Annotated in this window: 22 protein-coding genes, 1 tRNA gene and 1 pseudogene; 10 read left to right on the top strand and 14 right to left on the bottom strand. The window is 64.1% G+C overall.

Annotation, left to right across the window (positions count from 1 at the left end; translation table 11 throughout):
* Positions 1–114: 114 nt before the first annotated feature.
* Positions 115–1758: a DUF882 domain-containing protein gene (locus tag VB618_RS15020; RefSeq protein ID WP_329797519.1), complete on the top strand. Its 1644-nt coding sequence runs from the start codon at positions 115–117 to the stop codon at positions 1756–1758.
* Positions 1759–1787: 29 nt separating this feature from the next.
* Here the strand turns inward: VB618_RS15020 and VB618_RS15015 are convergent, their stop codons facing one another.
* Positions 1788–2648 (bottom strand): urea carboxylase-associated family protein, encoded by an 861-nt coding sequence (locus VB618_RS15015; RefSeq protein ID WP_329797518.1) that lies wholly within the window; start codon positions 2646–2648, stop codon positions 1788–1790.
* 158 nt (positions 2649–2806) lie between these two features.
* Here VB618_RS15015 and VB618_RS15010 point away from each other — a divergent pair, with 158 nt between their 5' ends.
* A complete protein-coding gene (locus VB618_RS15010) occupies positions 2807–3253 on the top strand; it encodes an acyl-CoA thioesterase (protein ID WP_329797517.1) in 447 nt (148 codons plus the stop codon).
* Positions 3254–3308: 55 nt separating this feature from the next.
* On the opposite strand, the gene VB618_RS15005 is transcribed toward VB618_RS15010, so the two are convergent.
* The 3 genes from VB618_RS15005 to VB618_RS14995 form a co-directional block, all read right to left on the bottom strand.
* Entirely contained in the window at positions 3309–3569 is a 261-nt protein-coding gene (locus tag VB618_RS15005; RefSeq protein WP_329797516.1) for a DUF2312 domain-containing protein, read from the bottom strand.
* 61 nt (positions 3570–3630) lie between these two features.
* Complete coding sequence (locus tag VB618_RS15000) at positions 3631–3936, bottom strand: DUF1244 domain-containing protein (protein ID WP_329797515.1); 306 nt, start codon at positions 3934–3936, stop codon at positions 3631–3633.
* Positions 3933–4781, bottom strand: coding sequence for an N-formylglutamate amidohydrolase (locus VB618_RS14995; RefSeq protein WP_329797514.1), 849 nt, complete (start codon positions 4779–4781; stop codon positions 3933–3935). Before VB618_RS14995 ends, VB618_RS15000 begins: the two co-directional genes overlap by 4 nt.
* A gap of 111 nt (positions 4782–4892) precedes the next feature.
* On the opposite strand from VB618_RS14995, the gene VB618_RS14990 reads away from it, so the two are divergent.
* The 3 genes from VB618_RS14990 (at position 4893) to pyk (ending at position 7935) form a co-directional block, all read left to right on the top strand.
* Positions 4893–5828, top strand: coding sequence for a DMT family transporter (locus VB618_RS14990; protein WP_329797513.1), 936 nt, complete (start codon positions 4893–4895; stop codon positions 5826–5828).
* A 206-nt stretch (positions 5829–6034) separates the two neighbouring features.
* Positions 6035–6499, top strand: coding sequence for a DUF1036 domain-containing protein (locus tag VB618_RS14985; RefSeq protein ID WP_329797512.1), 465 nt, complete (start codon positions 6035–6037; stop codon positions 6497–6499).
* Entirely contained in the window at positions 6499–7935 is a 1437-nt protein-coding gene (gene pyk / locus VB618_RS14980) for a pyruvate kinase (protein WP_329797511.1), read from the top strand. Before VB618_RS14985 ends, pyk begins: the two co-directional genes overlap by 1 nt.
* Before the next feature lie 176 nt (positions 7936–8111).
* On the opposite strand, the gene VB618_RS14975 is transcribed toward pyk, so the two are convergent.
* The 5 genes from VB618_RS14975 to cpdR all read right to left on the bottom strand — a co-directional run bounded on the left by VB618_RS14975 (position 8112) and on the right by cpdR (position 10512).
* Positions 8112–9107 carry an alpha/beta fold hydrolase gene (locus VB618_RS14975; protein ID WP_329797510.1) on the bottom strand — a complete coding sequence of 332 codons (996 nt, stop codon included), beginning with the start codon at positions 9105–9107 and terminating at the stop codon, positions 8112–8114.
* Between the two features lie 15 nt (positions 9108–9122).
* Complete coding sequence (locus tag VB618_RS14970) at positions 9123–9704, bottom strand: tetratricopeptide repeat protein (protein WP_329797509.1); 582 nt, start codon at positions 9702–9704, stop codon at positions 9123–9125.
* Between the two features lie 115 nt (positions 9705–9819).
* Complete coding sequence (ykgO, locus tag VB618_RS14965) at positions 9820–9945, bottom strand: type B 50S ribosomal protein L36 (protein WP_009763379.1); 126 nt, start codon at positions 9943–9945, stop codon at positions 9820–9822.
* A 45-nt stretch (positions 9946–9990) separates the two neighbouring features.
* Positions 9991–10065: transfer RNA gene (locus VB618_RS14960), tRNA-Val, on the bottom strand.
* Between the two features lie 90 nt (positions 10066–10155).
* Entirely contained in the window at positions 10156–10512 is a 357-nt protein-coding gene (gene cpdR / locus VB618_RS14955; RefSeq protein WP_201862469.1) for a cell cycle two-component system response regulator CpdR, read from the bottom strand.
* Positions 10513–10690: 178 nt separating this feature from the next.
* Here cpdR and VB618_RS14950 point away from each other — a divergent pair, with 178 nt between their 5' ends.
* Entirely contained in the window at positions 10691–11581 is an 891-nt protein-coding gene (locus tag VB618_RS14950; protein WP_329797508.1) for an N-formylglutamate amidohydrolase, read from the top strand.
* Between the two features lie 174 nt (positions 11582–11755).
* Here VB618_RS14950 and VB618_RS14945 read toward each other — a convergent pair whose 3' ends face one another.
* Positions 11756–13015, bottom strand: a complete 1260-nt coding sequence (locus VB618_RS14945; RefSeq protein WP_329797507.1) for an MFS transporter — start codon at positions 13013–13015, stop codon at positions 11756–11758.
* 115 nt (positions 13016–13130) lie between these two features.
* Between VB618_RS14945 and hisN the strand changes: the two genes are divergently transcribed.
* Positions 13131–13913 carry a histidinol-phosphatase gene (gene hisN, locus VB618_RS14940; protein WP_329797659.1) on the top strand — a complete coding sequence of 261 codons (783 nt, stop codon included), beginning with the start codon at positions 13131–13133 and terminating at the stop codon, positions 13911–13913.
* Between the two features lie 48 nt (positions 13914–13961).
* Here hisN and VB618_RS14935 read toward each other — a convergent pair.
* A pseudogene (locus VB618_RS14935) lies at positions 13962–14948 on the bottom strand (alpha/beta fold hydrolase); the annotation flags it as partial.
* 150 nt (positions 14949–15098) lie between these two features.
* Here VB618_RS14935 and VB618_RS14930 point away from each other — a divergent pair.
* Complete coding sequence (locus VB618_RS14930; protein ID WP_329797505.1) at positions 15099–15557, top strand: Hsp20 family protein; 459 nt, start codon at positions 15099–15101, stop codon at positions 15555–15557.
* A 169-nt stretch (positions 15558–15726) separates the two neighbouring features.
* On the opposite strand, the gene VB618_RS14925 is transcribed toward VB618_RS14930, so the two are convergent.
* Entirely contained in the window at positions 15727–16803 is a 1077-nt protein-coding gene (locus tag VB618_RS14925) for a threonine aldolase family protein (RefSeq protein WP_329797504.1), read from the bottom strand.
* A 616-nt stretch (positions 16804–17419) separates the two neighbouring features.
* On the opposite strand from VB618_RS14925, the gene gltB reads away from it, so the two are divergent.
* A complete protein-coding gene (gene gltB / locus VB618_RS14920) occupies positions 17420–22138 on the top strand; it encodes a glutamate synthase large subunit (RefSeq protein ID WP_329797503.1) in 4719 nt (1572 codons plus the stop codon).
* Between the two features lie 20 nt (positions 22139–22158).
* Positions 22159–23580: a glutamate synthase subunit beta gene (locus VB618_RS14915; protein WP_329797502.1), complete on the top strand. Its 1422-nt coding sequence runs from the start codon at positions 22159–22161 to the stop codon at positions 23578–23580.
* A 143-nt stretch (positions 23581–23723) separates the two neighbouring features.
* On the opposite strand, the gene VB618_RS14910 is transcribed toward VB618_RS14915, so the two are convergent.
* Positions 23724–24272: a hypothetical protein gene (locus VB618_RS14910; RefSeq protein ID WP_329797500.1), complete on the bottom strand. Its 549-nt coding sequence runs from the start codon at positions 24270–24272 to the stop codon at positions 23724–23726.
* 110 nt (positions 24273–24382) lie between these two features.
* On the bottom strand, positions 24383–25627 hold the full coding sequence (locus VB618_RS14905) for an SGNH/GDSL hydrolase family protein (RefSeq protein WP_329797499.1): 1245 nt from the start codon (positions 25625–25627) through the stop codon (positions 24383–24385).
* Between the last annotated feature and the right edge of the window lie 30 nt (positions 25628–25657).

The raw sequence follows: 25657 nt of genomic DNA, 5'->3' as shown, positions 1-25657 counted from the left end.
TTTCCCTCACTCACTTAACGGGAACGTAACCGTCTTCGGCAAAGATCCTTTCACTATAAGGATCGCTGCATCCACGGATGCCGCCCGGTAAAGACGAGTAGCACAGTGAGAGTAATGCGTACGGGCCGCTTGACGCATCGCGTCGGCATTGGTCTTGCGGCCTTTCTGGCCGTTATGGTGGGCGCAGTGCGCGGCACGCAGGATGCGGTCGCCAATGGCGACACCCGCACATTGACCTTTTACCACAACAACACCAAGGAAAGCCTCACCGTCACCTTCCGGCGCAACGGGCAGTACGATTCGGCCGCCCTGCAGCAGCTCAACTGGTTCCTGCGCGACTGGCGGCGCGCCGAGTCGACCCGCATGGACCCGCGCCTGTTCGATACGGTGTGGGAGGTCTATCGCGAAGTCGGGTCCGATGCGCCCGTTCACGTGAACTCGGCCTACCGTTCGCCTCAGACCAACTCGATGCTGCGGCGGCGCTCCAGCGGAGTGGCCAAGAACAGCCAGCACATGCAGGGCAAGGCCCTAGACTTCTCCCTGCCCGACGTACCCGCCTCCCGCGTCCGGGCCATCGGCATGCGGCTCCAGAACGGTGGCGTCGGCTATTATCCCAACGCCTACACACCGTTCATCCATCTCGACGTGGGCAGCGTGCGCGCCTGGCCCCGCATGACCCGGTCGCAGCTCGCCGGCATCTTCCCGGACGGGAGAACCGTGCACGTTCCCGCTGACGGCAGACCCCTACCCGGCTATGAGGAAGCTCGCGCCGAAGTGCTGGCCAAGGGCGGCACGGTGGCCGGCTACTCGGCTTACGCGGATGCGGAAGAGGCTATCGCCAACCAGCCGCGCCGCAAGAGCTTCTGGGCCACCCTGTTCGGTGGCGGCGACGACGAGGACGAGGATGCGGAGGAGATCCGTGTCGCGTCACGGCCGGGCCGGGCGTACATCGCCTCTCGCCAGCAGGCATCGCCGCCGGACAATTATGCAAGCGATTCCAACTCGTCGGTCTATGCAGCCCTGCAATCCTACCAGAATCCGGCACAAGCGCCGCGCCGGGCACCGGTGGCGATCCAGCCGCGGCCTGAACCGCCAGCGCCCGCAGTCGTAGCCTCCATGGCTCCCGCTCTACGGGAGGACCTGACGCCGCCCCCACCGCCGCCGCCCCGGATCGCCGGAGCGCCGAGTACGGTCCAGACCGCCTCCGGCCCGGCCCTGGGCTGGCAGCAGGGCCCAGGCGCCTCGGAGATGTCGATTGCCAAGGGCATGGCCTTCGCGCCGATGCCGCCGCGCCGGCCCGATTCGGATGACACAGGCATCGACGCTCTCGGCGGCACCGTCGCCCTGGCCTATGCGCCGCTCCCGCCAGCCCGGCCCGGATCGCCTTCGGCCACGAACCCGATCCCGGTTCTGGCCGACCTGCGCGGCACGACGAGTGCGGCAGTCACTGCCGCGGCTCCCCTGCCTCCGCCGCGCCCGGACCAGCGTCCCATCCAGGTCGCAGCAGTGGCTCCTGTCGATATCCCGGTCGCGACCACCGGCTCCACGCCCAAGGACACCAAGCCGACGAAGCCCCAGCCTGCCGCTTCACCTAAGGCGCCGGAAGCTGCAGCGAAGCAGCCGCCTGCGACGGCACTTACGGCCCTGATGTCGGCGGAGCCGAGCCTGCATATGGGCTTCTCCAAGAAGCCGGTGGCCGATCTGGCGACGAACCGGTTCACAGGACCGGCCGTCAAGCCGCTGAAAGTGGTGCAATAAGAAAGGGCCCCGGCGGGGCCCTTTTCGTTTCAATCCTCGTGCTTGCGGCTGTAGCCGCTGCGCGGCGGCGAGGTCCACCCGGCAGGCGGCACTTTCGGCCTGTAGACCTCCACCAGCAGCGGATGGCAGACGGCCGCATCGCTCGAATGCTCCGCGCTGCAATCGCCGCCCGGACAGGCGGAGAGCGCGCCCAGCAAATCAATCTCGGCGAAAAACTCGAGATAATCGCCCGGCCGCACCGGGCTCGCCTTCATGAAATACTGCCCCGTGTCGCGGGTGAAGCCGGTGCACATGAAGACGTTGAGCACGTCATGCACGGCAGGCTCCACCTCCTGCTTCGGCTTGCCTAAGCGCTCGCTGAGGGCGCGGGTCAGATTCGAGTGGCAGCAATGGTGGTATTCGGCCCCTGAGAGGAGCTTGTGGGTGTAGGGGTCGCAGCGCGTGCCGATCACGTCATGCACGGAGCCGCCGAATGCGTCGAAGCCGTACCAGTCGAGGGTGTCGTGGGTGATCGTCGCCATGGGGCGCAGGTAAGGCAGGAATGACCAGAGCTGGTCCCCGGTTGAGAGATGCGTGCCGTGCAGCGCCCGCGTCTTGCCGGAGAAGAAGCGCTCGTTGATGTCATCGGCCGACCAGAGATTGAGGTCACCTACCTGCGGCCCCTCGATGCTGACGATGCGAAAGAACGAGCCCGCCGGCACATGGAAACAGCGCGCCTCACGGGGTGGCACCACGACCTCGTCCACCTTCTCCCAGCCGTCGCGGGCGGCCTGATAGGCGGCAAGGTCGGGGCGCGGAAGAGTGTCGACAGGGTAGCAGATGACAGGCGGAATCCTCCGGCGAGCCTCCGCGTCCTGAGGTTCCGTCACTTCGTGTGCCGCGCGCTTCATGCATTCCTCCCGCGTCGAATCTCCCGGAGTTTATAAAGAACCGGATCGCCCGGAGCGAGGGCGCGGGCTGCATGGCAGATCATCGAGGATGAAAAGGCGTCACTCTCTTGAGCCACACGGCGTTTCGTATTCTATGGCCCCATGACAAGGACCGGACGATGAACAGCCTGAACGCCCTGCGCCCGCTGGAGGCCTATCCGAGCCGCACCTCCACCGACATCCGCTATGCGGATCTCGACCGGCAGGGGCATGTGAACAATGCGGTCTTTGCTACCTTCTCGGAAGTCGGGCGGGTCGCCTTCATGTACGATCCGGCAAGGCCGCTCGCCTCGGAAGGCCGGAGCTTCGTCATCGCCCGGCTGCAGATCGATTTCCGCGCGGAGCTCTTCTGGCCAGGCCACGTCGACATCGGCACGGGCGTCGTGAGGGTCGGGCGCAGCTCGTTCACCCTGGCCCAGGGTATATTCAGCAACGGGCAGCTCGTGGCGACGACTGAGGCGACCATCGTCATGGTGGACAAGGAAACACGCCGCTCGACACCGCTGCCAGCTGCGACTGTCGATATCCTGCAGTCCCTGCGCCTGGCGGATGCGCCCCAAGAATGACAAAGGCCCCGCAGCTTGCGCTGCAGGGCCTTTCAAACTTCGGAGAAGGCTGATTTCAGCCTATCATCCCGAGCGCCTGCATGTAGAGCTCGAGGATCGCCTCCTCCTCCTGGCGCTCGGCGTAGTCGCGCTTGCGCAGGGAGATGATCTTGCGGAGCACCTTGGTGTCGAAGCCGTTGCCCTTGGCCTCGGAGTAGACGTCCTTGATGTCTCCCGCGATCCCGGCCTTTTCCTCCTCGAGGCGCTCGATGCGCTCGATGAAGGCCTTCAGCTGGTCGGCGGCGACGGATTCGGTATTGAAAGCTGCGTCATCCATGAATGAAGCCCCTGATTGATGGCGTTGGTGCCAGTGTTATGGTCATTTGGTTGAAGCCGTTTTAATGACCCGGCTTCGTTTTCTCAAAATTCGTGAGCTGGGACGCGCTCGCCTCACCCTGATGGCGCTGCTTCCACTCCTCGTAGGGCATGCCATAGACATGCGTCCGGCTGTCCTCCTTGGATAGGGCGACGCCCCGCTCGTCGGCGGCGTCTTTCAACCAGTTGGACAGGCAGTTGCGGCAGAAGCCCGCCATGTTCATGAGGTCGATGTTCTGAACGTCCGCACGCTCGCGCAGATGCTCGACCAGCCTGCGGAAGGCGGCAGCCTCCAGTTCCGTGCGGGTCCTGTCGTCGATGTCCTTCATGAGCTCGATCCTCCATGCTGGCGCAGGCGGTCCCGGGTGCGGGTGCCGAAGATCCGGGGCGCCCGAAGCTCCGGCCAGACGGCCAGGGGCTCCATCAGCCGGGCGAATCGCTCCGCCCATTCCTCGGCGCCCTCATTCGAGGCGATCAGGTCCTGCCGGATCTCGATGAGCGCATTGGCGAGACCCCGCACCGTCGCATGGCGGTCGATCGTGTCGCCCGCCAGCGCCCCATCATAAGGCTCGTTATCGCCGACGACGAGTCCACTCTCGGCCTGCAGCCCCTCCAGGAGCGGCTTGGCGAAGCGGTCGTCCGCATCCCAGAGGATGCCCACGTGCCAGGGCCGGGGCCAGCCGCGCCAGACCGGCGTGAAGCTGTGGACCGTCACGACCACGGGCGGATGGCCGGACGCCATGGCCCTGTGGATCGCGTCCGCAATGGCATGGTCGTAAGGGTCGTAGAACCGGGCGATGCGCCGCTGCACTTCCGTATCGTCCACCCTGGCATTGCCCGGCACCACCGCACCGTCGGAGAGGCGCATGACGAGCGTCGGGTCGTCCCTCCCCCGGTTGGGGTCGATGATCAGCCGGGAGAACTGGGTCAGGATCGCCGGAGCCCCAAGGCGTCGGGCGAGCGAGCGGGTCACGGCCGCGGCGCCGATGTCGTAGGCGATATGGCGGTGGAATTCGGATTCCGGCAGGCCGAGGTCCCCGAGATCAGGCGGCACCGCGTTGGAGGCATGATCGCACAGGATCAGGATCCCCGATTCGCCGGAACCGGGAATGGTCTCGACAGGATGGGGGTCAAGAAAAGGCTCGTCGAGCTTGAGCGCGGCGGAAGCAGGCATGGACAGATAGGTTTCGAGATAAGGATGGATTGAACGGCGGACGAAAAGCCTTACCCTGCCCCTCCAACCCTGACAACGCGACCTTCCGCGCAACACACTTTCAAGACGGACATGTCCCCGACATCCACCACGGCCCGCCTCGAGCCGGGCTTCGCCTCCGCTTTTGCCGCCCTCTGCCTGGGCGCCGTGGCCATGGGTATTTCCCCGATCTTCGTCCGCTTCGCCTCCGCCGACATGGGCGGAGTTCCAGCGGATGTGGGGCCTTTCGCCAGCGCCTTCTGGCGCGTTTCGCTCTGCCTGCCCCTGCTCTATGCCTGGATGCGCATCGAGGAGAGGCGCGCGCCGGCAGGCCAGCCAAAGGTTCGCTTTTCCAAGGCGAGCATCCTGGGCGGCATCGTCTTTGCAGGGGATCTCTTCTTCTGGCATCTGGCGATTCTCAAGACGACGGTGGCCAATGCCACTTTTTTCGCCACCATGGCGCCGCTCTTCGTCGTGCTGGTCGTCTGGCTCGTGCTCCGCCAGCAGGTGTCGCGGGGCACCTTCCTCGGTCTCGGCCTTTGCCTCCTGGGCGGCGGCGCCCTGATCGGCCAGAGCCTCCAGGCGGATCCGGCCCGGATCGAGGGCGACCTCTACGGGGTCGCCACGGCCTTCTTCTTCGGCATGTACTTTCTCGCCGCCAGCCGCGCACGCAAGACGGCCGGCGCCGCGCGGGTGACCTTCGAGGCGGGGCTTATTACCTCCGCCATCCTCCTCGTCATCGCGGTTCTGTTCGACACGCGGGTGATCCCGCAGACGGGGCAAGGCATCGCGGCGCTGCTGGCCATGTCCTATGTCAGCCATGCGGGCGGCCAAGGTCTGCTCGCCATCGCGCTCGGGCGGCTGCCGCCGACCTTCTCATCGCTGGTGATTTTCTTGGAAGCAATCGCAGCGGCCGTATTCGGCTGGGCTATCCTTGGTGAGGCGCTGACGCTGATCCAGAGCCTGGGTGGCGCTCTGATCCTTTTCGGCATCTGGGTGGCACGCCCGAAACCCGACACGCAGGCCTGATAGCGCGGCAACGCCCCCTCCGAACGGGGAGCAACGCCAGCCTTAAAGCCGTCCGCCTGTGTCGCAGAGGCCATGCGGACCACAAATTCGTAAAGACACGCTGCTTGAAGGCCTTGCTCCCGGGGCGCATCTGGCCGACAACGATTCGCCAAAGTCCTTGACCCATTGTGCGACTTCATTCCTTTCGATTCGACCAAACCATATCCATGAAGGCCTTCACCCTCACATCGTCTGCTGTCTGCCGGCGAAGCCTTGCACTCGCGACCTTTGTCTTGAGCGGGTGCCTGCTGGCCGCTTCTCCGGCGAAGGCGGACTTGCGCCTGTGCAACATGACCTCGAGCCGAGTCGGCATTGCGCTCGGCTATCGGGACGCTCAGGGTTGGATCACGGAAGGGTGGTGGAATCTCACAGCCCGTGGCTGCGAGACCCTGCTGAAGGGTCAACTCGCCGGACGCTTCTATTATGTCTACGCCATCGACTACGACCGTGGCGGCGAATGGAGCGGGCGCTCCTTCATGTGCACGCGGGAGCGTGAGTTCACGATCCGCGGAACGGAGGATTGCCTCGCGAGAGGCTTTGACCGCAGCGGCTTCTTCGAAGTCGACACCGGAGAACAGAAGAGCTGGACCATTCAGCTCACCGAAACAAACCGCCCAGGGGGGCAGCCATAATGAGACGCGCACGCCGTACGAAGATCCTAGCAACCTTGGGGCCGGTCTCCGAGAACCCGGAGATGATCGCCAAGCTGTTCGAAGCAGGCGCCGACGTGTTCCGCCTCAACATGAGCCACCTGCCCCGCGAGAAGCTGAAGGAGCGGGTTGCGATGATCCGCTCCGTCGAGGCCAAGTTCGGGCGCCCCATCGCCATCCTGGCGGACCTGCAGGGCCCCAAGCTGCGTGTCGGCACCTTTGAGGGCGACGGCGCCATGCTGGTGCCGGGCCAGTCCTTCACTCTCGATGCCGACGTGACTCCCGGTACGATCGATCGCGTGCACCTGCCCCATCCGGAGATCCTCTCCTCGCTGGAGCCAGGCCACACGATTCTCATCGACGACGGTAAGCTGCGGCTGCGCGTCAAGAGCGTGAAGAAGGGCTCCGCGACCACCTTGGTCGAGGTCGCCGGCAAGATCTCCAACCGCAAGGGTGTGAGCCTGCCCGACACCACGATCCCGGTCGCGGCCATGACGGAAAAGGACCGCTCGGACCTTGAAGCGGCGCTCGATGCCGGCGTGGACTGGATTGCCCTGTCCTTCGTGCAGCGCCCCGAGGATGTGGCGGAGGTGAAGAAGGTGGCCCGCGGCCGCGCCCTCGTCATGTCCAAGCTCGAAAAGCCTCAGGCCATCACCCGCCTCGAAGAGATCATCGAGATTTCGGACGCGGTCATGGTTGCCCGCGGCGACCTCGGCGTGGAGATGCCGCTGGAAAAGGTGCCTGGCATCCAGAAGCGCATCGTCCGCACGGCACGCCGTTACGGCAAGCCCGTCGTGGTAGCGACCCAGATGCTGGAATCGATGATCACCTCTCCGGTGCCCACCCGCGCCGAGGTCTCCGACGTGGCGACCGCCGTCTATGACGGGGCCGATGCGGTGATGCTCTCCGCCGAAAGCGCCTCGGGCGAGTACCCGATCGACGCGGTGGCCACCATGAACCGGATTGCCGAGGAGGTGGAGCAGGATCAGAACTATTGGTCGATCGTGCGCACGCTCAATGCCGAGCCGGAAGCCACGGGATCGGACGCCATCGCGGCGGCCTCCCACCAGATCGCCGACACGCTCAACCTCAAGACGGTGGCGGCCTGGACCTTCTCGGGCTCAACGGCCTTCCGCATCGCGCGCGAGCGGCCGAATTCGACGGTGATTGCGCTGACCCCCAGCATCGACACCGCTCGTCGCCTTGCTCTCGTCTGGGGTGTGCATTCGATCCGCACCAAGGATGCGAACGACATCGACGACATGGCGTTCCGCGCCTGCAAGTTCGCGGTGCGCGAAGGATTCTCCAATGTCGGCGAACGGGTGATCATCGTAGCCGGCATGCCCTTCGGCACGCCAGGCGCCACCAACATGGTGCGCATCGCCTTCATCAGCCAGGAGCACGCCGCTCAGGCCTAAAGAACACGATGGGTAACTTTCTCGACCCATCTTGAGAGTGTGGCTCAACCAGCCCTCCTCCCCCTTGTGGGGAGGAGTTGGAGGTGGGGGTGTTGGCGCCACGCTGGTCCAGTTCAGCGCCAACACCCCCACCCCGGCCCTCCCCACAAGGGGGAGGGAAACCCGCGCTACATCCTTTATCGGCCAGCCTCTAAGGAGGCTTTTGAATGTACCGTGGGAGCAACTCGTTCGGCCAGGGCCACGATGGCGGAGAGAACTGTTTCCTGATCCGCATATTGCGGCATGTGGCCGATGCCGGGCATTAGGATCAGCTCCGCGCCCGGCACCTCGCGGGCGAAGCACCGGCTGTGAAGATCGGTCCAGACGATCTCGTCCGCATCGCCTGCAATCACCAGCGTGGGCAGGCGGATCTCCTTGTAGCGTCCGCTCTGTTTCAGAACGCCGTCATACATGACAGCGAAGTCCTGCATGTTGACCTCGTAGGCTCTCGGCCGGAAGGCCAGTGGGATAAAACCCTTGGTTACGATGCCCTGCGGAGGCCGTTGCGGCCAGAACGTCTTTTTCTTCATCCAAGGCCGGAGCACGAGCAGGATCGGCACGGCCAATGTGCGGAACCAGAGCCAGCCCGCCCAGGAGTCGATCAGGCGGCGGTACCAGCCGATATAGCCGCCGGGCCAAGGGGTCGTGATGCCTGCGAGCACAATGATCGCGCCAGCTAGGTCGGCGTGGTCGAGAGCGAAATGCGGCACGATGGTTCCGGACCAGGAATGCCCTACGATGACAGCATTGCGGACATTCAGCTTCCGCAATGCTTCCGCCATGAGCGCCGCCTGCCGGGCGGGATCGGCCTCGGCGAGGCCGGGTTTGCGGTCGCTCCAGCCATGGCCAGGACGGTCGAGGGCGATCACCCGGTAGCGCTGCGAGAGTGCCGTACCCATCCCAAGCATGGACTCGACGAGGTTCGAGGAGGCGCCATGGAGGATCACGATGGTGCCTTGGGACGGGGCGCTCGCGGGCCCCTCCTCCCGGCAGTGAAGGCGGCAGCCCTCGACCTCGATGAAGCGGCCCGTCGGCGGGAAGCGCCTCTCGATGCTCCAGGCATAGAGATAGGTGAAGGCGGCTCCCAGGATCAGAAGAAGGAAAGGCGCAGCCAGGACGAGGACCAGGGTCATCCCGGCAAACTGGGATCAGAGATCCTGCCCGTCAACCTCGGGAGACAGCCGCGTCACGATCGTTTTGACGTCATCCATCTGCGGATTGATCTCAAGCACCTTCCGGTAGGCCTGCAGCGCCCGCGCCTTGTCGTCCGAGGCCATCAGGATGTGGCCCAGGCCCGTCCAGGCATTGAAGTGCCGGGGTTCGATCTTCAGCGCACGGTGAAGGTCCGCCATGGCGCCCACCGGATCGTCGAGCTGGTAGAACACCGTGGCGCGCTTGTACCAGGCCTCGGCCCAGTTGGGCTGGAGCGCCAAGACCCGGTCGATCAGTTCGATGGAGAGCGGAAAGTCTTTCTTGCCGAACGCTTCGGCGGCCCGGCTCAGCAGGAGATCGGCGGTGTCGGAGCCGGAGCGGGAGAAGCGCCGCTCGATCAGGGTCGCGATGCCTGAAGCCTCCCGCTCGCTCTGGGCCTTGCCGAGACGCTCGAATAGCTCGTCGAGGCTGGATGCCCTCGGAGGGTTGGGCTTGGCCGGCTGCGTCTGCTCCTTTGGGGCGTCCCTCGGGGCCTCCTTCGGACGCGCAGGCTCCTGCGCACCGACAGGGTGGGACATGAAGCTCAGCGATAGGATCAGGGCAGACGCGAAAAAGCGCATGCCGGGAGTTTTAGGGTCCCGGCATGCGCGGTCAATTCAGATTCTCGTGTGCGGCATCGCCGCACCCGCTACTTTAGCCCTGACGAGCCTTGTAGCGCTTCTGGGTCTTGTTGATGATGTAGACCCGGCCCTTGCGACGAACCAGCTGGTTGTCGCGGTGGCGGCCGCGGATCGACTTCAACGAGTTACGGATCTTCATATCCGGTCTCCTGCGGCCCCTCGGGAAGGCCGGAAAAAAGAAAAATGGTGGGCGCGGCTGGGATCGAACCAGCGACCCCTACGATGTCAACGTAGTGCTCTCCCGCTGAGCTACGCGCCCGGGAAACGGTGATGTTTGACGTCCCGTCTCGGCTGTGGGGGCGATATACCCACAAGCGGGCGCGGGCGCAAGCCTTCGCCTGGGCCTTTTTTAGGCCGCCATCATTTTATCGACCTCGGTCACGAGGTCGCGCAGATGGAACGGCTTCGACAGGACCTTCGCATCGCGAGGAGCCTGAGAATCCGGGTTGAGCGCGACGGCGGCGAAGCCCGTGATGAACATCACCTTGATGTCCGGATCGAGCTCGGTGGCCTTGCGGGCCAGCTCGATGCCGTCCATCTCGGGCATGACGATGTCCGTCAGCAGCAGCTCGAACGGTTCCTCACGCAGCCGGTTATAGGCGGAAAGGCCGTTATCGAACGAGGCTACGTCGTAGCCTGCGTTCTCCAACGCCTTCACGAGGAAGCGGCGCATGTCGTTATCGTCTTCAGCGAGAATGATCTTCATCGGTTGCTAGTCCCGAATCATAGCGAATGGGTTCAGACCTTCATGCCGGATCGGGAGTAAACAAGCCGTGAAAGAAGGACGCGGTTCCGATACGATATTGTCATGGACAGGCGACGGCGCTGCCTTACACTAGCCTGAAGACCGGCTTTTCTTCCACCATAGTCAAGTTCATTTCCTGATGCGGCCAGCCATTGTCGATGAGTTCGACCCTCCTTTCACCGTCGCCGAACCTGCCATGCAGACGGTCCCCTTCGTGTTCAACGTGCCGCATGCGGGCGCGATCTACCCGACTTCCTTCCTGACGGCCTCTCGCCTCGACTCCGTTGCGCTGAGGCGGTCAGAGGACGCTTTTGTGGACGAATTGTTCGCCTCGGTCATGGAGCTTGGCGCTCCCTTGATGACGGCGCATTTCCCGCGGGCTTTTCTCGACCTGAACCGGGAACCCTACGAACTCGACTCCCGGATGTTCGACGGGCGTCTGCCGTCCTTCGCCAATACCCGCTCCATGCGCGTGGCGGGAGGCCTAGGGACAATCCCGCGCATCGTGGCCGACGGCCAGGAAATCTATCGCTCGCGCCTGCCGGTAGACGAGGCGCTTCACCGGATCGAATGGCTCTACAAGCCCTACCACCGCACCCTGCGCCATCTGGTGCGCCGTACGTCCCGGCTCTTCGGCCATACCGTTCTCATCGATTGCCATTCCATGCCCTCCTCCAGCGTCAGCCGGGAGGAAGGGGTCAAGGCCGATATCGTGCTGGGCGACCGCTACGGGACGAGCTGTGCCACACTGCTGATCGACCTCGTGGAGGCGGCACTCAGAGGACGTGGTTACACAGTCGTGCGCAACAAGCCCTATGCGGGCGGCTTCATCACCGAACATTACGGCGAGCCTGCCCTCGGGCGGCACGCCCTGCAGATCGAGATCAACCGCGCGCTCTACATGGACGAGCGTACCTTGGGGAAGAAAACCACCTTCCCGGTGCTAGCCGACGATCTGACCCAGGCCTTTGCCCAGGTGATCGCCGATATCGAGGGCGAGCTGACCTCCCGACCCATCGCGGCGGAGTGAGCCTGGACGCTTCTCGATCAGCCCTAGACAAAGAAAAAGGCCACTGTTGCCAGCGGCCCGAAGTTTAGGGAGGAAACGCCCAAGAAGGGCATACGATACAGCGACGCCATCGCCATATCGCACTGCAATAATTACGCCGCAACGCACAAATTGCAACCGAAATTTCGCCTCCAGTTATGACTTTGTTGCATATCTGCTCGGATGAGGATCGATAGCTCTGACATAGAAGATCAGGCTGAGTAGCAGGGCTGTCGCCAAGGCTCCGAAGACGAGGCGATAGCCCTCAGGCCGGTAGAGGCCTTGCTCGGAGCGCCCCACGAGATCGATCAGCACGCCCGTCATGCTCTGGGACAGGAAGGCACCGCCCATGGTGCCGATATTCATCAGCGTGATGCCCCGACCTGTCAGGGCAGGCGGGAACAGCGATTTGCCGTGGCTGGTGAGAATGGGCGTGTAGGCCACGAAGAGACCGAACGGCACGAACCAGAGCGTGGCCCAGGGCTGAGGCAGGGGCACGAACACCAGCACGGCGAGGAGCAGGATCGTCGCCATGCTGCCGATAATAACCGGCTTTTTGTAGCTCCCCCAGAACCGGTCCATCGCCCCCCACAGCAGCATGCCGCAGATCTGCGCCGATGCCCCCAGGAGCAGGACATTGCCTCGCGTCGTGAGGTCGGCCCCATGCACGTCCGACAGCCACGGCCCGGCCCAGAGCCCGATGACGGACACGAAGCAGCCATAGGTGGCGAGATGCATGAAGAATACGGGCCAGAAGGAAGGCACCTTCAGGGCCGCGGCAACGCCCCGCAACGCAGCCCCCCAAGCCTCCTTCGGCCTGTCCGTTCCTGAGTCCTTGGGCACGAGGAAGACGATCACGAGGGTGATGGCAACCGTCAGAACAGCGACGGCCAGGAACGAGGCCCGCCAGCCGAAGGCGGCCGCCGAGGCCGCCAGGGGAGCCGTCGCTGCCAGGGTCCCGATATTGGCCAAGCCCATCTGCAGGCTCGTGAGGCCGGCAAAGCGCTCCGGCGGAAAGCGCCGCGCATAGATCACCAGCGGTGCCATGAAGAAGGTGGAGCAGCCGAGCCCCATCAGCACCCGGGCGACAATGAGGAGGGAGGCCGAGGGGGCGAGCGCGAAAAGGACGGTGCCGAGAACCGTCAGCACGGCTGTAGCCAGCATGGTGCGCTTGGGGCCATAGCGGTCGATCAGGATGCCGATGGGGATCTGGACCGCCGCGAAGGAGAAGAAGAAGGCGCTGGAGAGAAGCCCCGTCTGGGTGGCCGAGAGATCGAGTTCCCGGGCAAGGTCGTTGGCGATGACCCCGATGGAGTTGCGCAGGAACTGGCTAACCGCATAGATCGAGACCAGGGCCACAATCAGGAACAGGGCCGTTTCCGAGCGGGTCGGGCCGGGCTTGGGCGCAAAATCCATGCGATCTCGATCCTTATTCGCCGCCGCTCTCTTGCCGCGCGACAGGCGCTTGATAAAAGCTCACCGCAGGCGGGCCAAGGCCGCCCGGGCTATTCTTTCAGGGGATTGGGACGCCATGGCGCTCATCGACTTCACGCAATTCGTCAACGAGCTCGCGACCCAGTCAGGCCAGGCGATCCTTCCCTTCTTCCGCACCGCCATTGCCACGGAGGACAAGTCCCGCGGCGGCGCCTTCGATCCGGTGACGGAGGCGGACCGGGCGGGCGAGGCGACCATGCGCCACCTCATCAAGCGCAGCTTTCCCACCCATGGCATCATCGGCGAGGAGTTCGGCGCCGAGCGGCCGGAGGCTGATTACGTCTGGGTTCTCGACCCCATCGACGGCACCCGCGCCTTCATCGCAGGCCTTCCCACCTGGGGCACGCTGATCGGCCTGACATACAAGAAGCAGCCGGTCTTCGGCATGATGCACCAGCCCTTCACGGGCGAGTGCTTCTTCGGCGACACCGGCAGCGCGACCTATCGCGGCCCCGGCGGCGAGCGCAAGCTCAAGGTCCGCCGCTGTGCATCGCTCAAGGATGCGGTGATCTCCACCACGAGCCCGCGTCTGTTCGCCGGCGACGAGCTGCGTGCCTACGACCGGGTGGAGAGCGTCGCCCGCCTCGCCCGCTACGGCTGCGATTGCTATGCCTATTGCATGCTGGCGGCGGGTCACATCGATCTCGTGGTCGAGTCGGGCCTAAAGCCTTACGACATCGCGGCCCTGATCCCGATCATCGAGGGCGCCGGCGGCATCGTCACCGCCTGGGACGGCGGCTCGGCCGCCGAGGGCGGGCGCATCGTCGCTGCGGGCGACCGCCGGGTCCACGCCGCTGCCATCGAGCTGCTCAGCCGATAAGCCCACCTCAGCCAGATCGCGCTTTCCAGGCGCGACCGGATCGGGCGTTCCCGGGATGAAGGCATCGAAGGCGGCCCAGAACTGCTCCCGAACCACATTCCGCTCCATCAGGATTTCATGCCGGGCGCCCGGGATGACGATGACGCGGCCTGCTTTCAGCCGCGAGGCGAAGCGCTCCGTTGCCGGCGTCGCGCAGACGGGGTCCGCGCCAGCCGCCACGATGAGCGTGGGCAGGCGGATCTTGATGGAATAGCGCGGATCGGCGAAGCGCTTCATGAACCGGAAGGCGCCGTCGAGCCAAGCCACGGTCGGTGCCCCGATGGCGCCGGCCCCGATGGCGTGGGCAGCCTCAGCGTTGCGGGCGTAGCGGACAGGATCGGATGTCAGGCGATTGCCCTTGAACGGCAGGGTAGCGATGGAGGTCTCGCCACCGCCGGGCACGAACATCTTGCCCATGCCGAGGAGCCGCAGGAACCGCGCGAAGAAGGCTGTGGCGTGGGTGCGCTTGATGATGCACAGGGCGATCATCGGCGTCGTGGTCACGAGGCGGCGGAAGGGCAGCCAGGTCTCGTAGGCTGCATTCAGGGCAATGGCCCCGCCCATGGAATGGGCCAGCCCGAAATGCGGCTCCGGCATGTGCGGCACCAGGATCTGGTCGCGGATCGCCTCGAGGTCGTGACGGAAGTCGGAGAAGCGCCGGACGTGGCCCTTGCGAGGGTTGCTCACCTGCCGGCCCGAGAGCCCCTGCCCGCGCCAGTCGAAAGCCACCACGGCAAAGCCGCGGTCGAGCAGCTCGCCCACCACCTCGAAATACTTCTCGATGAACTCCGCCCTGCCCTGCAGGATGCAGATTGTGCCCTGCGGCTCCTCGGTCTCCGGCATCCAATACGCGGCCCGCAGCGCGATCCCATCGCGGGTGGTCACACTGACCAGCTTTGGCTCGCCGGGTATGGGATTGTCAGGGGTGGTGATGAATTCCACAGTGGGGTCCAACTCGGGGTTCCAACTCGAAAGCGTGACCTCTTTATAGGGCATCTCGGGCTTAAGGAACGGCCCTCTTGAAAGCAACCATATCCGCTCCCAAATCGAGGGCGTGCCGGCCATGATGGCGGCATGAAACCCGGATCCAGCCTTATGAAGGTGGATCTTCCCTGACTGCATGTTGCTTCAAGCGGAGAATATGCCATGCGACAGTTTGATCTTGCTCCCCTGTACCGCAATACGGTCGGCTTCGACCGCCTGTTCTCGATGCTCGACCAGATGGTCGGCGTCGATGCGGCTCCGAGCTACCCGCCCTACAACATCGAGCGCACCGGCGAGAATGCCTATCGCATCTCCATTGCGGTGGCCGGCTTCACCGATCGCGACCTGACAGTCGAGGTGAAGGAAAACGCCCTTTCCGTGCGCGGCGAGCGCAAGCCTTCGGAAGAGCGCAAAGTCGACGTGCTCCACCAGGGCATCGCCGCCCGCAGCTTCGATCGGCGCTTCCAGCTGGCCGATGGAGTGCAGGTGGTGGGCGCAGCCCTCGAGCACGGCCTGCTCCACCTCGATCTCGTGCGCGAGATCCCAGAGGCCAAGAAGCCGAAGCTCATCCCGATTTCCTCGAACGGCGCTCAGCAGACCATCGAGGCGAAAGCTGCATAATCGTCTAATTAAGGCCCAAACGAATAGCGCCCCGGTACATGCCGGGGCGCTTTTTTGTTTTTGAAGTCCTGGTCCTTGGTAAAATCCCGCTGGGGCTGGAGGGCTGCCCCGTCGGTCAAGGGTCTCTTGAAATGACCATTCGCGCGTGAATGCGGCAGGGTTAGGGCAATCACTCCGCGGCTTGGCGCGATACCTCGGAAGAGGCGATCTCCAGAAGCTTGCGCACGTCCTCCTCCTGGGTGGCCCAGGAGGCGACGAGGCGGATCAGAACCTCGTTCTCTCCAACCCGCTCGGCTTCCGGCAGGCTCAGCTCGGTCCAGGGACTGTAGAGGATTCCGGCCGTCTTCAGCACCTGGTTCAGGGTCTGCGGGATGATCGGAAACACCTCGTTGGCCTCGGTCGGCCAGGCGAGACGCACGCCGGGCAGCCGCATCAGACCCTCCGACAGGAGCTTGGCCATGCGGTTGGCGTGGCGGGCATTGGAAAGCCAGTGATCGTCCGCGAAGTAGCCCTCGAACTGCGCCGCGATGAGCCGGCCCTTGGAGATGATCTGCCCGGCCCGCTTGGAGCGATAGTCCAGCGCCTCCGCCAACTCGGGCTTGAACACCACAATGGCTTCGGCCATGAGGCCGCCGTTCTTGGTGGCGCCGAAGGAGAGGATGTCGGCACCCTGCTTCCAGGTCATCTCAGCCGGGGTGCAGCCGAGCGCCACGAGCGCATTGGCGAAGCGCGCGCCGTCCATGTGGAAAGACAGGCCATGCTCGCGGCAGACCTGCCCCAGAGCAGCGAGTTCGCCGAGGCTATACACGAGACCGCCTTCGCTCACCTGCGAGATCGAGAGCGCCTTCGGCGGCATCTGCTTTACGGCCTTGGGCAGGCTCTTCAGGTACGCGGCGACGTCTTCCGCTTGCAGCTTGGCACCGACGCCCGGCAGGCCCACAAGCTTGGCGCCGTGCATGAAGAATTCCGGCGCCCCGCATTCATCATCGATGATGTGAGCCTCGCGGTGGCAGACGCAGAGGCCATAGGGCGGCACGGCGGACGAGAGAGCCAGGGCGTTGGCGGCAGTCCCTGTAGTGGCGAAGAACACGGAGACCTCGCGCTCGAACAGATCGTTGAACCTTGCCCTCACCCGCTTCGAGATCTCGTCGTTTCCATAGGCCGCCATGGCTCCCACATTGGCTTGCACGATGGCCTGGAGAACGGGGGCGCTGGCGCCCACGGTGTTGTCGCTCGCAAAGTTCATATCTTGTCTCCTCGGGGGCGCACCCTGGCGAAGGCATCCGACATGTCAAGAGCATTGACCCATCGGTGGAGACTTGCGTCTCAATGGGACAAAAAGCTGCTTTTGTTACATTCCGAGTCGTCGCCTTGTAACTTTTGTCTAAAATTTTTCTAAACCCACTTGTGCCCTGCAGCGAAGTCTGGCAGGTTGCAGTCATTAGGACAGCGATACTGTCCCTTTTGGGGTGCCTGCACCCTTCCTTTGACGCCCTGGGGTTTTCTTGATGCTTCGCACCACGCGAACGAAACGAGATACCACGAAAGCCGCCCGCAAAGCGTGGGCGGGACGGGCGACGCTGGGCTGACCTCGAACAGCCCAAAGGATGCCCGCGAGGAGCGGGCTCCCCTGCCGGACCCACCTCTCGAAACCTGAAGAAGCGGCGGGCATCCGGACGATCCGATCATCCGGCAGGCCCAAAAGCCGCCTTAAAGAAAAGCGCATCGTGCGGAAAAGTGGACCCGGTTTTCCGAGCCACACGATGCGCAAGCTAGAAACGGAGCATTGGATTGATCCCAAAAGTGGTGTCCACTTTTTGGGTCCGATGCTCAGATGACGCGTTCGGATGTGAGGACCAGCCATGAGCGACGTGCCGACCAAGAGCCTGGAAGCCCAAGTGCCAAGCCGCACGGCCAATGCAGCCGATATGGTCAAAGTCGTGCGCGATCCGGGCCTGCCCGTCGCTCAGGGGCTCTACGATCCGAGGAACGAGCAGGATTCATGCGGCGTCGGCTTCATCGCCGACATGAAGAACCGCAAGTCGCACGAGATCGTCGAGCAGGGTCTCGCGATCTTGCATAACCTCGACCACCGCGGCGCGGTGGGTGCCGACCCCAAGATGGGCGACGGCTGCGGCATCCTGGTTCAGATCCCGCACAAGTTCTTCGCGGCAGAATGCGCCAAGGTCGGCATCTGGCTGCCAGAGGCGGGCCAGTACGGCGCCGGCCATTTGTTCATGCCCCGCGACCCCGAAGGCTTCAAGCTCGTCGAGGAGATCGTCACCAAGGCGATCACGGACGAGGGCCTGCAGGTGCTCGGCTGGCGCGACGTGCCGGTGGATTCGAGCGATCTCGGTGAGAGCGTGAAGGCCACCGAGCCTCTGCACCGTCAGATCTTTGTCGGTAAAGGCAAGGGTATGGACGACGCCGAGACCTTCGAGCGTCGCCTGTTCATCGCCCGCAAGGTCATCTCGAACGCCGTCTACGATATGAAGGACGAGCGCACGAAGGGCTATTACCCCGTCAGCCTGTCCTCGCGCACCATCGTCTACAAGGGCATGGTGCTGGTCACGCAGCTGCGCGACTACTACCTCGACCTGCAGGATCCGCGCTTCGAGAGCGCCATCGCCCTCGTGCACCAGCGCTTTGCCACCAACACCTTCCCGACCTGGCAGCTCGCGCACCCCTACCGCATGGTCGCCCATAACGGCGAGATCAACACGCTGCGCGGCAACGTGAACTGGATGGCGGCCCGCCAGGCCTCCGTCGATTCCGAACTCTTCGGCAACGACATCTCGAAGCTGTGGCCGATCTCCTACGAGGGCCAGTCCGACACCGCCTGCTTCGACAACGCCCTCGAGTTCCTGGTGCGCGGCGGCTACACGCTCTCGCACGCCATGATGATGCTGATCCCGGAAGCCTGGGCCGGCAACAAGCTCATGAACGACGACCGGCGCGCCTTCTACGAGTATCACGCCGCCCTCATGGAGCCGTGGGACGGCCCCGCCGCCGTGTGCTTCACGGACGGCAAGCAGATCGGCGCGACGCTCGACCGCAACGGCCTGCGTCCCGCCCGCTATCTCGTGACCGACGACGGCCTCGTGGTGCTCGCCTCCGAGATGGGCGTGCTGCCGATCCCGGAGGAGAAGATCGTCGAGAAGTGGCGCCTGCAGCCGGGCAAGATGCTCCTCATCGATCTGGAAGAAGGCCGCATCGTCTCCGATGACGAGATCAAGCAGCAGCTCTCAAACGCGCACCCTTACAAGGAGTGGCTCAAGCGCACACAGATCGTGCTGGAAGACCTGAAGCCCGTGCAGGCCAGAGAGTCGCGCACGGACGTGTCGCTCCTCGACCGCCAGCAGGCCTTCGGCTACACGGCGGAAGACCTCAAGCTCCTCATGCAGCCCATGGCCGTCACCGGCCAGGAGGCCGTCGGCTCCATGGGATCGGACACGCCGATCTCCGCGCTCTCCGACAAGTCGAAGCTGCTCTACACCTACTTCAAGCAGAACTTCGCCCAGGTGACGAACCCACCGATCGACCCGATCCGCGAGGAGCTCGTCATGAGCCTCGTGTCGTTCATCGGCCCGCGCCCGAACATCCTTGACTTAGAGGGCACCTCGCGCCGCAAACGCCTGGAAGTGCGCCAGCCGATCCTCACCAACGCGGATCTGGAAAAGATCCGCTGCATCGGCCATTTCGAGGACCGCTTCGACACCAAGACCCTCGACATCACCTATGACGCGGAGCTCGGCGCATCCGCCCTCGACGGCGCGGTGGACCGGCTCTGCGACCGCGCGGAAGCGGCGGTGCACGGCGGCTACAACATCATCATCCTGTCCGACCGCATGGTCGGCCCGGACCGCATTCCGATCCCTGCGCTGCTGGCCACTGCAGCCGTGCACAACTACCTTATCCGGAAAGGGCTTCGCACCTCCGTCGGCCTCGTGGTGGAGAGCGGCGAACCGCGCGAGATTCATCACTTCGCCTGCCTTGCCGGCTACGGCGCGGAAGCGATCAATCCTTATCTGGCCTTCGAGACGATCGCCGCCATGCACGCAGCCGGCGAGCTGCCGCAAGAGGTGGACGCGGACGAGGCGGTCAAGCGCTACATCAAGTCCATCGGCAAGGGCCTGCTCAAGGTCATGTCCAAAATGGGCATCTCCACCTATCAGTCCTATTGCGGCGCGCAGATCTTCGACGCGATCGGCCTCCGTTCCGACTTCGTGGCGCGTGACTTCTTCGGCACCGCGACCACCATCGAAGGCATCGGCATGAACGAGGTGGCGGAGGAGAACGTGCGCCGCCACCGCGACGCCTTCGGCGACGCACCGATCTACCGCAACGCGCTCGATGTGGGCGGCGAATACGCCTACCGTACGCGTGGCGAGGTGCATGCCTGGAACCCGGATACGGTTGCGACGCTCCAGCACGCCGTGCGCCTGAACGCGCTGGACCGCTACCGCGAGTTCGCGCGCCTCGTGAACGAGCAGGACAACGAGCTCAAGACCATCCGCGGCCTCTTCCGTATCAAGAGCGCGGAGGAGACGGGACGCGCGCCCGTGCCGCTGAACGAGGTCGAGTCCGCGCAGGACATCGTGAAGCGCTTCTCCACGGGCGCCATGTCCTTCGGATCGATCTCGAAGGAAGCGCACGAGACTCTGGCGCTCGCCATGAACGCCATCGGCGGCAAGTCGAACACCGGCGAGGGCGGCGAGGAGCCGGAGCGCTTCCGGCCGCTGGCGAACGGCATGTCCAAGCGTTCCGCCATCAAGCAGGTGGCCTCCGGCCGCTTTGGCGTGACGACGGAATATCTTGTCAATGCCGACATGATGCAGATCAAGGTGGCTCAAGGTGCCAAGCCCGGCGAGGGCGGACAGCTGCCCGGCCACAAGGTTGACGCCAAGATCGCCCGCGTGCGCCACTCGACTCCGGGCGTCGGCCTCATCTCGCCGCCGCCGCACCACGACATCTACTCCATCGAAGATCTGGCGCAGCTGATCTTCGACCTGAAGAACGTGAACCCCTCGGCCGCCGTGTCGGTGAAGCTTGTCGCCGAAGTCGGCGTCGGCACAGTGGCGGCGGGCGTTGCCAAGGCGCGCGCCGATCACATCACGATCTCAGGATTCGAGGGCGGTACGGGTGCCTCTCCCCTCACCTCGCTCAAGCATGCGGGCTCGCCCTGGGAGATCGGCCTCGCCGAAACTCAGCAGACCCTCGTGCTCAACCGTCTGCGTGGCCGTGTGGCGCTCCAGGCCGATGGCGGCCTGCGTACAGGACGTGACGTGGTGATCGCAGCGTTGCTCGGTGCCGACGAATACGGCTTCTCGACCGCGCCGCTGATTGCAGCCGGCTGCATCATGATGCGCAAGTGCCATCTCAACACCTGCCCGGTGGGAGTAGCCACGCAGGACCCGGTGCTGCGCAAGCGCTTCAAGGGACTTCCTGAGCATGTCATCAACTACTTCTTCTTCGTCGCAGAGGAAGTGCGCGAGCTGATGGCCGAGATGGGCTTCCGCAATGTGGAGGAGTTGATCGGCCAGTCCGATCTCCTCGACAAGAACGGGGCCATCGATCACTGGAAGGCGAAGGGACTCGACTTCACCAAGCTCTTCCACAAACCGGATGTGCCGGCGAACGTGGCGACTCGCCATCTGGAGCGTCAGGTTCACCCGATTGCGGACGTGCTCGACCGCACGTTCATCGCGCAGGCCGGTGCGGCCCTGGAGAGCGGCGAGGCTGTCACCATCGAATCGACGGTGAAAAGCTCCGACCGTACGGTGGGTGCGATGCTCTCCGGCGAGGTCGCCAAGCGCTACGGCCATGAGGGCCTGCCCGACGACACGATCACCGTGAAGCTGAAGGGCACCGCAGGCCAGAGCTTCGGCGCATGGCTGGCCGCCGGCGTAACGCTGAACCTGGAAGGTGAAGCGAACGACTATGTCGGCAAGGGCCTGTCGGGCGGCAAGATCATCATCAGCCCCTCGACCCGGTCCAAGGCTCTGCCTGAGAACTCCATCGTGGTCGGCAACACGGTGATGTACGGGGCCATTGGCGGCGAGGCCTATTTCCGTGGTGTTGCGGGCGAGCGCTTCGCCGTGCGCAACTCGGGTGCCATCGCGGTGGTCGAGGGCACGGGCGATCACGGCTGCGAGTACATGACCGGCGGCCTCGTGGTCGTGCTAGGCCAGACCGGCCGCAACTTCGCGGCGGGCATGTCGGGCGGCATCGCCTATGTTCTCGACGAGGACGGCACGTTCACCAAACGCTGCAACCTGTCCATGGTCGATCTCGAACCCGTCGAGGAGGAGGAGGACCTGATGCGCCGCCTCCACCATCACGGCGGCGATCTGGAGACCAAGGGCCGCATCGACATCATGGCCAACATGTCAGGCCCCGATGAAGAGCGCCTGATGCAGCTCATCACCAACCACCACACCTACACGGGCTCGACGCGCGCCAAGGAGATCCTCGACAACTGGACGACCTACCGCACCAAGTTCGTGAAGGTCATGCCGGTCGAGTATCGCCGCGCGCTCCAGGAGATGGATCGTCTCCGGAACCTGCAGGCGGCGGAATAAGGATTGTAAGGGGCAAACCCATGGGCAAGGTCACAGGCTTTCTCGAATACGACCGGCAGGAGCAGAAGTATCAGCTCGCCGGTGAGCGCGTGCGCCACTTCCGCGAGTTCACGCTGCCGCTGGACACCAACGATCTGCGCAAGCAGGCGGGGCGCTGCATGGATTGCGGCATCCCGTTCTGCCACGGGCCGACGGGCTGTCCGGTGCACAACCAGATTCCCGACTGGAACGATCTGGTCTGGCAGGACGACTGGGAGGAGGCTGCGCGCAACCTCCACACCACCAACAACTTCCCCGAGTTTACGGGCCGCATCTGCCCGGCGCCCTGCGAGGAAGCCTGCACGCTCAACCTCGAAAACCAGCCGGTCACCATCAAGACCATCGAGCAGGCCATCGCCGACAAGGCTTGGGAGATGGGCTTCGTGAAGCCGGAGCCGGCGGAGGTTCAGACCGGCAAGCGCGTGGCCGTGATCGGCTCAGGTCCCGCCGGCATGGCGGCCGCCCAGCAGCTCGCCCGTGCAGGCCACGAGGTGCACGTGTTCGAGCGTCAGGCGAAGCCCGGCGGGCTGCTGCGCTACGGCATCCCGGACTTCAAAATGGAGAAGTACCACATCGACCGCCGCGTGAAGCAGATGGAAGCGGAAGGTGTAGTCTTCCATTGCGGCGTGAACATCGGCGTCGACCGCAGCTTTGCCTCGCTCCACAACGAGTTCGACGCAGTGCTGTTCGCTGGCGGCGCGGAGGATCCGCGCAACCCGGACCTGCCGGGTCAGGAACTCGCCGGTGTGTATTACGCCATGCCCTACCTCACTCAGGCCAACCAGCGCATGGGGCACGAGGAAGTCACCGAGGAGCCGATCCTTGCGGGTGGGAAGCATGTGATCGTGATTGGCGGCGGCGACACGGCGTCCGACTGTGTCGGCACCGCGTTCCGTCAGGGCGCCCTCTCCGTGACGCAGCTCGACATCCGTCCCAAGCCGCCGGAGCGGGAGGACAAGCTCACCGTGTGGCCCTATTGGCCGACCAAGATGCGCACCTCCTCATCACAGGCGGAAGGCGCGGAGCGCGAGTTCCAGGCTGCCACGCTCGGTGTCGTCGGTAAAAAGGGCCGCGTCTCTGGCGTGCAATGCGCCCGTGTGGACGAGAAGCGCCAGCCCATCCCCGGCAGCGAGTTCATCCTCAAGGCCGATCTCGTCTTCATCGCCATCGGCTTTGCCGGCTCGGTGAAGGAAGGTCTGCTTGAGCAGTCCGCCGTCGCCATGGATCGGCGCGGCAACGTGGTGGCCGACGAAAAGAGCTACAGGACGTCGAACGACAAGGTCTTCGTCGCCGGCGACATGCGCCGCGGCCAGTCGCTGGTGGTGTGGGCCATCCGCGAGGGCCGTCAGGCCGCCCGGTCCATCGACACCTTCCTGATGGGCTCCAGCACCCTGCCGGAGTGAAAGCTTCAAACCTCTCGTAGAAGATGGGGCCTGCATCCGACAGCCCACTTGGGAAAACCTAGCAGGCTGTCGGAACCTCAGTGAGTTCGATGATGCGCGCAGTGCAATTGGGACATGCGTCCTGCTAACCATCCGAACTGAGATCAATAAGGGCCACTTGAGATTTTCACGACAATCCTGAAATCCTTTTTGCCAATCTGGCTGTCAACCGAGATATTCTCGTAAGAGTCATAAGGCCGGTCATTAATATCGATCTCGACGCCTTCCTTGGGAAGAGGCTCTTGCTGAACATAGTTGTCGAGCGCCTTTTTTTCGTCGGCAAAATCAAGTTTCTCGTCAGCGAATTTTAGCTTCGCCGCCGAGCTCTTCTCCAGCAAGGAGAGTAATTCAACGGACTTCTTGTATTGCCAACCGGCAACATGGGTCTCTGCTTGTCTCTCCTTGAGAATGAAAATGTAGGTTCGGCTCAGATACTCACAGGTCCTTTGCTCCAACCGAAGAGTGACATCCTTATTGAGGGTGATTATCTCGGTTGCGAGTCCCGTGGACTTGTTCAGCCGAAAACCGCCGTTACTGAACATCGGCTTCGGCCGGTCCAGGGGGCAATTATCTGCCCAGAAATCAGCCCACGCCGTTGTCGGCAGCATTCCGAGAAGCAGGCTCAAGTAAACAGCGCGGTTCAACACCAACATATTCAAGCACCTTTCCACAGCATATCGTTACTAAGTATCGTAACGAACTAATGAAGCTGCGGCCGTGTCCTGGGACACGTGGTGTTCTGCTGCTGCTTAACGGCGCGATGTCATGAGGGTGGCCAACGAAAATCGTCGGCTCGACCCGGCCGCGAGTTGGGAGCAACTCCGGTGCGCAAGGCACGCTGGATCGTGTAGGCATTGTCCCCGGTGAGCTTTGGCGGCGCCGACACGAGCGTGCCGCCCGGCGCGACGTCCTGGCGGGTCAGCGGCAGAACCGGCCCGACCAGCGGCTTCTGCGGCAGGGCAACCGGAACGGCGGCATCCGGCGGAGGCGGCACTGATGCCTCGATGGCAGGTGTGGCCGATCCATCGGCAGGCGCGATCTGTGCGGGATCAGGCGCGGCGGCCGTCGCCGTTCCGCCTAAGCCCAGGACCCGCTTGATTTCCGTATCGGCGAAGAAGGCCACCTTACGCGCACCAGCCCGGGTGAAGAAGATGCCCTCGTTGGTCCGAAGCTTGGTTGGATCTCCATCCACATCCGGGCCGATATCGGTGTAGCGGTTCTCCTCGTCTACGAAGCCCGGCCAGATGTCCACATAGACCCCGCCGCTGCGCTGGACGCTCTCCTTGTAGATCTCGTTCATGGCGACGAGATCGTCGGAAAGCTTGCTGTTCTTCATGGGCGGCAGGCCGATCCAGATGAACGGGGCCTTGCGCTCCTTCAAAGCGACCGTGATCGCATCGATCCGCTGACGGTAGAGTTCCTTCCAGCGGTCGGACAGAGGCTCCACGCTCTCGTCGACGTCCCGAATCGACTGCCGGTCGTTAGTGCCCAGCATGACGACGGCTATCGAGGTTTTCTGCCCGCCGTCGAGGGTTGCCTTGATGAAGTTGGGCCAGTCGGCCGGGTCGCTGCGAACGAGATTCGTGTCGCTTCTCACCTTGGAGACGACCGCGACGTCCTGGTCGTCGCTGAAATGGGCATCGAGCCCCTGCCGGGCATAGCTCGCCAGTGCATCGCCGAACACCACCACATGGGTGCTCGGATTGACCTTCGGCTTTTCCTGCTTGGCCACGGCCGCCGGCGGCGGCGCGGACCTGCGGGGTCTTGAGACGGGGGCGCGCGCCGGCGGCGGAGGCTCGTCCCGAGCGCCGAAGAAACGCCGGATGCTGAAGCCCTGCTGCGGCTGGGGTTGTGCCGGCTGCACGAGCTTCCCAGGGTAATAGCCGGGGGGATAAGCCCGCTGATCCCGGTAGCCCGGCTGCTGGTAGGAGCCGGACTGCGCGAGGGCTGCATCAACCCCGCCCGCTACAAGGAGCAGGGCCAGGGTCATACGGCGAAGAATCGGCACTATTCTCATAGGCGGTTCCATCCTAATCCG

It is taken from the genome of Microvirga sp. CF3062 (assembly GCF_036314045.1).
Taxonomy (GTDB): Bacteria; Pseudomonadota; Alphaproteobacteria; order Rhizobiales; family Beijerinckiaceae; genus Microvirga.
This window is presented reverse-complemented; position numbering and strand designations above follow the sequence as displayed.